Source organism: Ralstonia chuxiongensis (assembly GCF_024158925.1).
Lineage (GTDB): Bacteria > Pseudomonadota > Gammaproteobacteria > Burkholderiales > Burkholderiaceae > Ralstonia > Ralstonia chuxiongensis.
The window spans coordinates 226,253-239,110 of sequence record NZ_JAMYWC010000003.1; the positions used below are offsets into that span (position 1 = coordinate 226,253).

Below are 12,858 nucleotides of genomic sequence, written 5' to 3' on the forward strand. Positions count from 1 at the left end.
GCGTCCCGCTCAATTGCCGATGAAGGCGGGCCACACCGGAAACTGCAGCTTGAGCCCGTAGACGAAGGCCGCGAGGCTCATCACCACCATCGCGATGGCGGTGCCGGCGGCGCCCTTGAGCGTGAACTCGTGGCTCGCCATGCTGGAGACCAGCACGAGCACCACAATCGAGAGCACCAGCCCAAGCGGTTGCAGCAGCAGCCCGAACAGCACCACGGAGCCGAGAACCCACAGCAGCGTTTTGACGTCCCAGCGCGGAATGCGATCGGCCACACCCTTGCGCGACAACGATTGCACGACCACGACCACGCCCAGCAGCACGAGCACCACGCCCAGCCAGAACGGGAAGTAGCCCGGGCCCATGCTGCCCGCCGTGCCCATGCGGTAGCTGCGCGCCAGAATGGCAAACGCCGCACCGGCGACGATGAACATGATGCCGGATGCAAAGTCCTGGTGACTGCGGATCACCGGACGACCTTGTGGATCGTTCTGCAAGTCTGGTCTCCTCGGGATGGCGTGCTGCGCCGGGTATGGCAGGGCGCCTTATGCCTTGTAAGGCGGCCAAGTTTGCACGCTAAGCAGACCGGCTTTCAAGCACCTTGCGGAGGGGAAGGCGGGCTTTCTCATGGCCCGGCGCGGCGCCTGGGCAAACGATTCAGGGTTTGTCCCTAGCGTTGCCTTGGGGAAGACTTGGGGCCGAGCAATGCGGTTGCGCGGCCCTGTGTAATTACATGCCGATACCGCGCGCCATCAACACAGCCGCCAGCGGAATGAAGATGATCAGGTGCGACTCGATCATGACCCAACGCCGCGTTTTTGCAATTTCCGCGGGCGTGGGCACGAAGTTGGGCAGCGTCTTACCCTGCTTCTTCCAGCGCAGGATCGTGACAGTCGGAATGATCGACATCAGGCCGATCAGGATGAACAGGCCGACCTTGACGTGGAATACCGGGTTGTGAACGTAGAACGCGTAGCCTTTGGCACCATAGAACACGCGCAGCAGCCCCGTTATCAGCACCGCGAGGGCGGCAAACCCGAACACGGCGTCATAGCGCGCCAGGCGCTTGCACGTCTCGGGCGTCATGTCCGGGCGCAGTACCACGGCCTCGGCGGTGAGAAAGACGATCAGCGTGAAGATCGAGATGTAATGCAAGTAAGCCAGCAACGCATCAAGCCACATGAGGACCTCGTCTTGGGTGGAAGAAGTTGCGATTAGATGACGCCTTGCGCGCGCAGTGCTTCGATCTGCTCGGGCGAGAAGTCGAGCACGTCGCGCAGCACGGTTTCGGTGTGTTCGCCCAGCAGTGGCGGGTGGCTCGCGGCCTTGGGTGGCGTGGCACTCATCTTGACCGGACTGCCGACCAGCTTGACGGTACCGGCGCTCGGGTGAGGTAGGTCGACGCGCAGGCCGCGCGCCTGTACCTGCTCGTTGTCGAACACCTCGTCGAGCGAATTGATCGGGCCGCACGGCACGCCGGCGGCTTCGAGCTTGTCGATCCATTCGCCCTTGCCGAAGCGTTTGACCATCTCGGCCAGGATCGGCACCAGCACGTCGCGGTTGGCCACGCGCTGCGGGTTGGTGGCAAAGCGCGGGTCGTCGGCCAGTTCGGGCATGCCGCCGGCGTCGACAAAGCGGCGAAACTGGCCGTCATTGCCGACTGCCACGATGATCCAGCCATTGGCGGCCTGGAAGGTCTGATACGGCACGATGTTCGGATGTGCGTTGCCCCAGCGCTTGGGTGCCTGACCGCTCGCCAGATAGTTCGTGTTCATGTTCGCCAGCATCGCGACCTGCACGTCGAGCAACGCCATGTCGATGTACTGGCCCTCGCCGGTGCGGTCCCGATGGGCAAGGGCGGCCAGCACGGCCACGGTGGCGTACATGCCGGTCATCAAATCCGAAATGGCCACGCCGGCCTTCTGCGGGCCGCCGCCGGGCAGGTCGTCGCGCTCGCCGGTCAGGCTCATGAAGCCGCCCATGCCTTGGACGATGAAGTCGTAGCCGGCACGCGCGGCGTAAGGGCCGGTCTGGCCGAAACCTGTGATGGAGCAGTAGACGAGGTCCGGCTTAACGGCTTTGAGCGATGCGTAGTCGAGCCCGTATTTCTTGAGCTGGCCGACCTTGTAGTTTTCGAGCACCACGTCCGCATGTGCCGCCAGTTTGCGGACGATGTCCTGGCCCTCTGGCGTGCTGATGTCGACGGTGATCGAGCGCTTGTTTCGATTGGCCGCGAGGTAATAGGCGGCTTCGGTGGTGTCCTGGCCGGCTTCGTCCTTGAGCCACGGCGGGCCCCATGTGCGCGTGTCGTCGCCGGCGCCTGGGCGTTCTACCTTGATGACATCGGCGCCGAAGTCGGCAAGATTCTGCGCGCACCAGGGGCCGGCAAGCACGCGGGTCAGGTCGAGAACACGGAGATGGCTCAGAGCGCCCATGGATTGACGAATCGACACGATTGGAACGGGTGCACTCTACACCACGCCCCGGCAGGGCCCCAGCCCCATGCGTCAAACCGGGGAAAATGCGGCGCAGAATGGGCGCGACCCGGGCGCGAACCCCGTATAATCAACGGTTTGCACTAATCCAAGGCGCTCAGGGGCGGATGCTCCAAGGCGCAATGCTGACTCCGGCACCCCGCGACATGAAAGCCTCCGATATCCGCCAAAAATTCCTGACCTTCTTTGAGGGCAAGGGCCACACTGTGGTGCGCTCCTCGCCGCTGGTGCCGGGCAACGACCCGACGCTGCTGTTCACCAACTCCGGCATGGTGCAGTTCAAGGACGTTTTCCTTGGTACCGACAAGCGCCCGTACGTGCGCGCAGCCTCCGTGCAGCGCTGCCTGCGCGCCGGCGGCAAGCACAACGACCTGGAAAACGTCGGCTACACCGCGCGTCACCACACGTTCTTTGAAATGCTGGGCAACTGGTCGTTCGGCGACTACTTCAAGCTCGACGCCATCACGTGGGCGTGGGAACTGCTGACCAAGGAATACAAGCTGCCGGCCGACAAGCTCTGGGCCACCGTTTACCAGACCGACGACGAGGCCTACGACATCTGGACCAAGGTGATCGGCCTGCCGCCGGAGCGCGTCGTGCGCATCGGCGACAACAAGGGCGCGCCGTACGCCTCCGACAACTTCTGGCAGATGGCCGAAACCGGCCCGTGCGGCCCGTGCTCGGAAATCTTCTACGACCACGGCCCGGACGTATGGGGCGGCCCCCCGGGGAGCCCGGAAGCCGACGGCGACCGCTACATCGAAATTTGGAACAACGTGTTCATGCAGTTCGATCGCCAGCTCGATCCGGCGACCGGCGAATACACGCTGACCCCGCTGCCCGCACCGTGCGTCGACACCGGCATGGGCATGGAGCGTCTGGCTGCGATTTTGCAGCACGTGCACAGTAACTACGAGATCGACCTGTTCCAGGCGCTGATCGCCGCCGCCGCGCGCGAGACCAACACCAAGGATCTGGCCAACAACTCGCTGCGCGTGATTGCCGACCACATTCGCGCGTGCTCGTTCCTGATCGTCGACGGCGTGATCCCGGGCAATGAAGGCCGCGGCTACGTGCTGCGCCGGATCATCCGCCGCGCTATCCGCCATGGCTATAAGCTGGGCTGCCGCGCCGCGTTCTTCCACAAGCTGGTGGACGATCTCGTCGCCCAGATGGGCGAAGCCTATCCGGAACTGCGTGAGGCGCGCGACCGCGTGGTCGAGGTGCTGCGCACGGAAGAAGCCCGCTTCTTCGAGACCATCGAGCACGGCATGTCGATCCTCGACACTGCGCTGGGCGAGCTGAAGACCTCGGGTGCCAAGATGCTCGACGGCGAACTCGCTTTCAAGCTGCACGACACCTTCGGTTTCCCGCTGGACCTGACGCAAGACGTCTGCCGCGAGAACGACGTGATCGTCGACGAAGCTGCCTTTGACGCGGCCATGAACCGCCAGCGCGAGCAGGCACGCGCGGCCGGCAAGTTCAAGATGGTTGCCGGCACGCTCGACTACACCGGCGACAAGACCACCTTCCACGGCTACGACCAGCTTGTGCGCGAAACCGCGCGTGTGACGGCGCTGTTTGTTGACGGTGCGTCGGTGCAGGAAATGCACCCGGGCCAGACCGGCGTGGTGGTGCTGGACCACACCCCGTTCTATGCGGAATCGGGCGGCCAGGTTGGCGACCAGGGCACGCTCAAGGCCGCGACCGTCTGGTTTGACGTGGCGGACACGCTCAAGGTGCAGCCGGAAGTATTTGGCCACCACGGCGAGCTGCGCACCGGCGTGCTGAAGGTTGGCGATGCCGTGGCGGCGGAAGTGGACGCTGTGCGCCGCGCGCGCACCATGCGCAACCACTCGGCCACCCACCTGATGCACAAAGCCCTGCGTGAAGTGCTGGGCGGCCACGTGCAGCAGAAGGGCTCGCTGGTCGATGCCGACAAGACCCGCTTCGACTTCTCGCACAACGCGCCGATGACGCCGCTGCAGATTCGCGAAGTGGAAGCGCGCGTCAACGCAGAAATTTTCGCCAACGCCGCGACGAGCGCCCAGCTCATGGGCTTTGACGATGCGGTCAAGAACGGCGCGATGGCGCTCTTCGGTGAAAAATACGGCGATGAAGTGCGCGTGCTGTCGATCGGCTCATCGAAGGAACTGTGTGGCGGCACGCACGTGGCGCGCACGGGCGACATCGGCCTGTTCAAGATCGTGAGCGAATCAGGCGTGGCAGCGGGCATCCGCCGCGTGGAAGCGATCACCGGCGACAACGTGCTGCATTACCTGCAGACGCTCGACACGCGCATCAACGAAGCGGCCGCTGCACTGCGTGCGCAGCCGTCGGAGCTGACGCAGCGTATCGGCCAGGTGCAGGATCAAGTCAAGACGCTGGAGAAGGAGCTGGAGCGCCTGAAGTCGAAGTTGGCCGCAAGCCAGGGCGACGAACTGGTGAGCCAGGCGGTGGACGTTGCCGGCATCAAGGTGCTGGCCGCCAAGCTGGATGGCGCCGATGCCAAGACGCTGCGCGAGACCATGGACAAGCTCAAGGACAAGCTGCAGACCGCCGCCATCGTGCTGGGCAGCGTCACCGACGGCAAGGTTGCGCTGATCGCCGGCGTGACGGCTGACGCCACGGGCAAGGTCAAGGCCGGCGAGCTGGTCAACTTCGTCGCCCAGCAGGTCGGTGGCAAGGGCGGCGGCCGCCCGGACATGGCACAGGCCGGCGGCACGGAGCCGGACAACCTGCCGCAGGCGCTGGCGGGTGTGGCAGCGTGGGTGCAGCAGAAGGTCTGATGTAACGCCTTCGCATCGGATGCGCTGAACGGCGCGCGTTCCCGGCAACGGGGCGCGCGCCGTTTTTGTTTTGGGGCGATCAGCGAGGCGGCGTGGTGTCCAGCCGGAAGACGCGCAGCCGTTCATTCCGATCGCCATGGCGGGCGCCCGACCAGAACGGTGCCCACTCATCTCCTGGCGTCCGCGCGTGTGCGTGGCTGTCTTGGACGATCAGCCATCGGCACGTGTGGGCTGTGGATTGTGCAACGGGCCGGTGCAGGATGCCGGTGAAGTAGCGCAGCATGGGGGCTTCCGATTCGCCCAGATGCCAGCTCGCCATGCAATCGTCGGTGCGCCATGCCGGCGCCAGCTTGGCACTGAGACTGTCGAACACCGAGCGATAGCTCTTGGCCTCGTCCAACCAGGGCAGCAGCAGGGTGCCGATCAACCCCCAGCCGACCAGGGTGCCGGCCGCCCACGAGAGCGCACCGCGCCATGCGCCGGCTTGTTTCAGCCGTGGCAGCAGCCAGAGCCATCCCCCTGTCAGGGCGAGTGCCGCGGCCACCAGCGTGGGGTCGAGCGGCAAGGTCCAGTCGACCGGCAACCAGCGGTCGAGCCAGCGCAGGCCTGCATGCGATGTGTTTTCCGTCATGACGGCCCACAGCAGCCATGCGAGCAGCACGATGCTGCCGAACAGCGCGCGGCTGAGGTAGTCCCACATGGCGTGCACGCGCATCGGCAGCCGCGCGATCGCCTGCTGGCCCAGCATCGCCAGCGGCACGATGAACGGCAGCAGATACAGCGGGCGAGCGGTCGCCGAGACCTGGAGTGCAAGCAGCCCCACGGCCGCGAACGCCAGCGGCAGCGCCACACGCGGTGTACGCCAATCACGCCACGCGCCGCCAGTCAGTGCGACGAGCGCGAGTGGGCCGGCCGGAAACCCGATGGTCAGCAGCGAATGCCAGACGTAGAACGGATCGTCGTTCTCCGCGCCCAGCACGGGTACGGAAAAGCCCAGGAAGCGGCCGATGTTGTTGTCCCAGAACCAGACGTGGAAGAGATCTGGCGCGCGCAGGTAGAAGAGCGTCGGCCAGATCGTGGCGAATGGAAGGAAGACCAGCACCGCCGTGCCGAGTTGTCGCACAAACGCGCGAATGCGGCACGCGGGAAGCAGCACGCAAGCCCCGGCGATCGTGATGCAGAACACCAGCGGAATGAATACGCCCTTGGCCAGCAGCGCCATCCCCATACCGATGCCGAGCAGCCATGCCGCGCCGCGAGAACGCGTTGCCGGCAGCGCGCATTCGAACAACCCGCAGAAGCCGATGGCAGTGCCCGCCAGCAACGCCACGTCGGTGATCATCTCGTGCGCGTGCTTGACCACGATCAGCGAGCCTGCGCACAGCGCCACCGTGCCCAGCACGCGTAGGTCCGTCCATGAAGAGGCACCTGTCGCCGCCCGTGCGAGCCGCGCGGTAAACGCAAGGGCCAATCCGGCAAACAGCGCACTAGCAAGCCGCGCGGCGTCATGCGCGGGCAGCACGTCACCCAGCAGCCAGACCAGCGCGCTTGCTGCCCACGCATAAAACGGTGGTTTCTCGACAAAGGGTTGGCCGGCGCTGACCGGCACGATCGCGTCTCCGGTTTCCACCATGTGCTGGACGATGCCGAACGTATAGGTTTCGTCCTGCTTCCATGGGTCGTGGCCGAGGGTGCCGGGCAGCAGGTAGGCGCAGGCGATCAGCGCGACGAGAAGCCATTTGCGCAACGCTTGCCATGGCCATACGCGCACTGATGGCGAAGTGGGTGCGAGCACCCCGCCTGCGGCAAGCAGGGCAGGGTTTGCCGTGAAGTCACGCGCGTGCGTGGTCGCGGCGGGCGTGGGTGCGCTCCGCCGTCCAGGGCGTGTGGGTTCCTGCATGGTGCGAGGTTTCCGGTTTGCCGGATGCGGCCCGGAAGGTGGCCGGCCGATCGGCTTGGATGACTGACAGAACGCCCCGATCCGGTCTGGGTGGGGCGCTGTGCAGTACATCACGCACAACTTACGGAGACCCTGAGCGCCGCGTCGCAAACCTGAGCAACGGATTTCCATGGGGCAGGCCGCGCGGCTTTCGGGGCACAGCGCGCCCTTCGTTGGGGCTTGTCTGCGTCATGAGAACAAGCTCGGGAACGCGGCCCGGCTGGAGACAGGCCCCGCCATGGCCTATACCGGGAAAACGTTGCCGATTGTGTAGGGATTGTGTGCCGCTTGGCAGGCAATTTGCATCGGTGGCGCGTGCTGTTCCCCACAGCGCGGGTTGATCCCATTCCTATCCCCAAATCCGAGGAGAACCATGAGCGTCCTATCTGACAAGGTCGACGCCCCGCCACCGCAGCCGCCGCACCGGCTGCTCGGGCGCAAAGGCAAACGATTGGCGCGTGCCGTCGCGGTTGGCGCCTTGCTGGCGGCTGGCGTCGGTGCATCGACACAACCGGTTGCGCAACTTGCGCCGGAGTCGCACGCGCGCAAGGTCAAGGTGCTGATCATCAGCATGTTCGCGCCCGAGGCGCAGCCGTGGATCGACAAGCTTGGCCTCACGCAAGACGTGCCGGTGCCGGGCCTGTCGATCGACTACCCGAACGTGCATTGCAACGCCAGCGACGTCTGCCAGCTCACCACGGGCATGGGGAAGGCGAATGCCGCGTCGTCGGTGTCTGCGCTGATCTACAGCGGCAAGTTCGACCTGCAGCGCACGTACTTCCTTGTTGCCGGCATTGCCGGGATCGATCCGTCGCAGGGCACGCTCGGCAGCGCGGCGTGGGCGCGCTTCCTGGTCGACAGCGACATCGCGTGGGAGATCGATGCGCGCGAGGTGCCCGCCAACTGGCCCAACGGCTTCATCGGCATCAACACGCAGGGCCCGGGGCAGAAGCCGCCGCTGGATTACAAGACCGAAGTCTTCCGCGTGAACGAGGCGCTGCTACAGAAGGCGCTGGCGCTTTCCAAGGGCGCGGTGTTGGACGACAACGCAACTGCACGCGCCTATCGCGCCAACTACCCGAGCGCACCGGCCAACCAGCCGCCTTCTGTCGTGCAATGCGACACCGCTGCGGGCAACACGTACTGGCACGGCGCCAAGCTGGGCGAGCGCGAAGCGGCATGGGTCAAGCTGCTGACGGACGGGCAGGGCACGTACTGCACCACGCAGCAGGAAGACAACGCCACGTTCGAGGCGCTCACGCGTGGCTCCAAGGCGGGGCTGCTCGACCTGCAGCGTGTGGCCGTGCTGCGCACTGCATCGAACTTCGACCGGCCGTATCCGGGGCAAACGCCGTATGACTCGCTGGTCAACAGCAACTCGGGCGGGTTCGTGCCGTCGCTCAACAACCTGTATCTGGCGGGCGGTCCGCTGGTCAACGAGATCGTCACGCGCTGGAGCGTGTGGAAACACGGAGTGCCTTCGCCATGATCGATTCCCGACTCAAGACACCCATGCGATCCATCGCCAAGCTTTGTGCGGTCGGTGCCGCTGCGCTGACCTTGAACAGTTGTGCGTATGACGGAGTGAAAGTCATCGTCATCAACATGTTCCAGGGCGAGGCACAGCCCTTCATCGACCGCTACGACCTCAAGGAGAGGGTCTACATCTCGGGCCTGTCACCCGACGCGCCCAACATGCTGTGCAACTACGATGGCATCTGCCAGGTCACCACGGGCATGGGCTATGCGAATGCCGCGTCCACGATTTCCGCGTTGCTCTATCGCAGCAAGCTGGACCTCTCGCACACCTACTTTGTGATTGCCGGCATTGCGGGCATCGATCCGGGCCAGGGTACGGTGGGCTCGGCGGCGTGGGCGCGGTATGCGGTCGATTACGGCCTCTCGCACGAGATCGATGCGCGCGAGATGCCGGCAGGCTGGCCCTACGGCTACTTCGGCATCGGCACCAAGGGCCCGGGCGAGAAGCCGCCGATGGACTACCGCACCGAAGTGTTCCAGCTCAACGAGACGTTGCTGCAGCGGGCATACACGCTGTCGAAATCGGCGACGCTGGAAGACAGCCCCGAGGCCATCGCCTTCCGCAAGAACTACCCTTATGCGCCGGCCAATCAGCCACCCGCCGTCATCCAATGCGACGTGGCCTCCGCCGACACCTGGTGGGCCGGCCGCAACCTGGGCCAGCGGGCGCGTGACTGGGTGAAGACGATGACCGACAACAAGGGCACGTATTGCACGACCGCGCAGGAGGACAACGCCACGCTGGAAGTGCTCACGCGGGGCGCCCGTGCTGGCAAGGTCGACTTCAGCCGCGTGGCGTTGCTGCGAGCCGGGTCCGACTTCGATCGCCCGTACGATGGCCAGAGCGCCTCCGACGGGCTCATCAACTACGCGCAGCAGGGCGGTTTTGTGCCGGCCACGCACAACCTCGTCAATGCGGCCAAGCCGTTGTTGGACGACATCGTGCAGCACTGGCCTCAATGGAAACAGGGGGTACCGGCGAATTATCAGTTGCTGACATCACATTTCAATCTATATAATGCGAATCATTCTCATTTGTTGGGTGGCGACGGGCAACTTGCCTGACCGCTGACCATCGCTCTTGCCGGGCGAGCCAGCGGGTTTCCACCTGCCAGCCAACGGATCGACGCGCCGCGTGATGTTTTGCGGCGCGTTTTCTCTTCTCTAAGCGCATTTCCGCGCGCCCGGTTTCGCTAATCCTGATCGACCCTGTTGCCTGCGATGAACCGTCATCTCGCGGCCCGCGCATTCTCCTGCGCGCTCGCCGCCATTCCTCTCGCCGTTTCTACATTGACGCATGCCGAAGAGAGCCAGCCGGCCGCAGGTGCCGCCACGGTCGACCTCAACGAGACGACCGTCACGGCTGGCAGTCAGCGCGGCTTTGCGGCCAGCACAGCGCAGGTCGGCGCGTTCCGCGGCATGGCGCTGCGCGACATCCCTGCCACCGTGAATGTGGTCACGCGCGAGGCGCTCGATGCGCAGCAGGACACGTCGCTGCACGACGCCCTGCGCAATACGGCGGGCGTGACGCGCCAGCAGTTGTCGGGCGAGACGTTCGACAACCTCGCCATTCGCGGCGTGACGCTGGAGAACCGCACCAATTTCCGCTTCAACGGCTCGATGCCGATTCCGGCGCTTACGGCAATCCCGCTTGAAGACAAGGAACGCGTGGAAGTGCTCAAGGGCGTGTCAGCGCTGTATTACGGCTACACGACCCCGGGCGGGGTGGTGAACCTCGTCACCAAGCGGGCAGGCAACACACCGGTCACCACGCTGGGCATGCAGTTCGACAGCAACGGCACCGTGGTCGGCACGCTCGACGTGGGGCGCCGCTTTGGTGAAGACAATCAATATGGCCTGCGCTTCAACGCGGCGGGTGGCTCGCTGCAGTCGCCGACGAGCGGCATTGACGGCACGCGCCAGCTTGCCGCTGTGGCTTTCGACTGGAAGGTCAACAGCCGCCTGAGCCTGAAGGCCGACGTGGAATACTCGCGCAAGGTCATCACGGAGCAATCGGTGGTGACGCTGCCTGCTGCCAAGAACGGCGTCATCACATTGCCCACCATGCCCGACCCGGCCAAACGCATTTCACCGGGGTGGGCCGACTTTGACGGCAACAACACCAATGCGTTGCTGCGTGCCGATTACGCGCTCGCCGATACGTGGCTGCTGACGGTGGAGGGCGGCATGTCGGAGACGGCGCGCACGCGGGCGTTTTCGGAATTTCGCCTGACCAACGCGGTGACGGGCGCCGGCACGCTGTCCGGCCAGCGTCAGAGCGGTCGGTGGAATACGAGCCACGTGCGGGTGGACGTTTCCGGCACCCAGAAAACGGGCTGGATCACGCATGACCTGACCTTCGGCATTGCGCGATCCGACATGCGCCAAGCGGCGGTGTTCTCGGACCGCTTCTCCGGCGCGCAGAATCTGTACAACCCGGTCGACCTCGGCTGGTTGCCGACCACGGGCACGGGCTTCACCGCCGAGCAGCGTGCCGTGGATACGGGCGTCTACGCGCTGGACCGCATGACGTTGTCGCAGCACTGGCAGGTGATCGCCGGCCTGCGCTATACGCGCTACACCAGCGAGCAGGCGCCCAACCGCTACGAGGCCAGCAAGACCACGCCGCTGGGCGCCGTCATCTACAAGTTCACGCCGGCACTGTCGGCATACGCGTCGTACGCGCAGGGTTTGGAAGCCGGCGCGCGTGCGCCCAACACGGCCGCCAACGCCAATGTGGCCATGCCGCCTGCGCTGTCGGAACAGAAGGAAGTGGGCGTGCGCTACGAGACGCCGGCCGGGACGCAGCTTGCCGCTGCCGTGTACGACATCGACCGCGCAGCGAGCTACACCAACGACGCGAACATCTTCGTGCAAGACGGCCGCGAGCGGATTAGGGGCGTCGAGCTGACCGCCCAAGGCCGCGTCACGAAGGACCTGTCGCTGCTGGCTTCCGCTGGCTGGACGGACGCGAAGTTCCGCGGTGTCGGTAACGGCCTCGACGGAAAAACGCCGGAGAACACGCCGCGCAGCACCGCCAGCCTCTTTGCTGAATACACGTTGCCGATGTTGCGTTCGGTCTCGTTCAATGCAGGCGCCTATTACCTTGGCCCGCGCCCTGTGAATGACGCCAACCAGGCAGAGCTGGGCGGCACGACGCTCTTCAGTGCAGGCGTGCGTTACGTAACGCGTATCTCGGGCAAGCGGACAACGCTGCAGTTCAATGTCGACAACCTGACCGACAAGCGCTACTGGGCGGGCGCCGGCAACAACCGCCTGTCGATGGGCGCGCCGCGGCTGTTCAAGCTCGGCATGAAGATCGATTTGTGATGCGTGTCAGCCGGCGGCGGCTTTCTTCACCGCGCCCAGCACTTCCATCGGCAGCGGAAAGACGATCGTCGAACTTCTGTCACCAGCGATCTGCGTGAGCGTCTGCAGATAGCGCAACTGGATTGCTTCGGGCTGCTGGGCCAGCATGCGTGCGGCTTCGAGCAGCTTTTCCGACGCCTGCAGCTCGCCTTCTGCGTGGATCACCTTGGCGCGGCGTTCGCGTTCGGCCTCGGCCTGGCGGGCGATGGCGCGGATCATCGATTCGTTGAGGTCAACGTGCTTGATCTCCACGTTCGCGATCTTGATGCCCCACGGGTCGGTCTGGATGTCGAGCACCTTCTGGATGTCGAGGTTGAGCTTTTCGCGCTCGGCCAGCATTTCGTCCAGTTCGTGCTTGCCGAGGATGGCGCGCAGCGTCGTCTGCGCGAGCTGGCTCGTGGCTTCCAGATAGTTGGCCACCTGAATGATGGCGCGCTCCGGGTCGACCACACGGAAATACACCACCGCATTGACCTTGACCGATACGTTGTCGTGCGAGATCACATCCTGGGGCGGCACGTCCATCACCACCGTGCGCAAGTCCACGCGCACCATTTGCTGGATGGCCGGCACGATGAGCACCAGCCCCGGCCCTTTCACGCGCCAGAAGCGGCCGAGCAGGAACACCACGCCGCGCTCGTATTCGCGCAGCACCCGAAACGACGAGATGACCAGCAGTACGGCCAGGAAAATCAGGCCGCCTGCACTGAAGAAGCCGTAGAGCATTTT

8 protein-coding genes and 1 pseudogene are annotated in these 12,858 nt (G+C 64.9%); 4 read left to right on the forward strand and 5 right to left on the reverse strand.

Annotation, left to right across the window (positions count from 1 at the left end; all coding sequences use genetic code 11):
- Positions 1-9: 9 nt before the first annotated feature.
- From NKG59_RS10275 to NKG59_RS10285, 3 genes are all read right to left on the reverse strand, one after another.
- Positions 10-432, reverse strand: coding sequence for a tripartite tricarboxylate transporter TctB family protein (locus tag NKG59_RS10275; protein WP_253537477.1), 423 nt, complete (start codon positions 430-432; stop codon positions 10-12).
- Positions 433-727: 295 nt separating this feature from the next.
- Positions 728-1,180 (reverse strand): DUF2214 family protein, encoded by a 453-nt coding sequence (locus NKG59_RS10280; protein ID WP_045204537.1) that lies wholly within the window; start codon positions 1,178-1,180, stop codon positions 728-730.
- Positions 1,181-1,212: 32 nt separating this feature from the next.
- On the reverse strand, positions 1,213-2,433 hold the full coding sequence (locus NKG59_RS10285) for a CaiB/BaiF CoA transferase family protein (RefSeq protein ID WP_045204536.1): 1,221 nt from the start codon (positions 2,431-2,433) through the stop codon (positions 1,213-1,215).
- A gap of 206 nt (positions 2,434-2,639) precedes the next feature.
- On the opposite strand from NKG59_RS10285, the gene alaS reads away from it, so the two are divergent.
- Positions 2,640-5,282, forward strand: a complete 2,643-nt coding sequence (gene alaS / locus NKG59_RS10290) for an alanine--tRNA ligase (RefSeq protein ID WP_253536630.1) — start codon at positions 2,640-2,642, stop codon at positions 5,280-5,282.
- Positions 5,283-5,361: 79 nt separating this feature from the next.
- Here the strand turns inward: alaS and NKG59_RS10295 are convergent, their stop codons facing one another.
- Positions 5,362-7,182: an ArnT family glycosyltransferase gene (locus NKG59_RS10295; protein WP_253536631.1), complete on the reverse strand. Its 1,821-nt coding sequence runs from the start codon at positions 7,180-7,182 to the stop codon at positions 5,362-5,364.
- A 412-nt stretch (positions 7,183-7,594) separates the two neighbouring features.
- Between NKG59_RS10295 and NKG59_RS10300 the strand changes: the two genes are divergently transcribed.
- From NKG59_RS10300 to NKG59_RS10310, 3 genes and pseudogenes are all read left to right on the forward strand, one after another.
- Positions 7,595-8,710: a purine-nucleoside phosphorylase gene (locus NKG59_RS10300; RefSeq protein WP_024976299.1), complete on the forward strand. Its 1,116-nt coding sequence runs from the start codon at positions 7,595-7,597 to the stop codon at positions 8,708-8,710.
- Positions 8,707-9,744, forward strand: a pseudogene (locus NKG59_RS10305) (purine-nucleoside phosphorylase); the annotation flags it as partial. The gene NKG59_RS10300 and the pseudogene NKG59_RS10305, both read left to right, overlap by 4 nt.
- 237 nt (positions 9,745-9,981) lie before the next feature.
- Positions 9,982-12,090 carry a TonB-dependent siderophore receptor gene (locus NKG59_RS10310; protein WP_253536632.1) on the forward strand — a complete coding sequence of 703 codons (2,109 nt, stop codon included), beginning with the start codon at positions 9,982-9,984 and terminating at the stop codon, positions 12,088-12,090.
- 6 nt (positions 12,091-12,096) lie between these two features.
- On the opposite strand, the gene NKG59_RS10315 is transcribed toward NKG59_RS10310, so the two are convergent.
- Positions 12,097-12,855 (reverse strand): slipin family protein, encoded by a 759-nt coding sequence (locus NKG59_RS10315; protein ID WP_253536633.1) that lies wholly within the window; start codon positions 12,853-12,855, stop codon positions 12,097-12,099.
- Positions 12,856-12,858 lie beyond the last annotated feature (3 nt).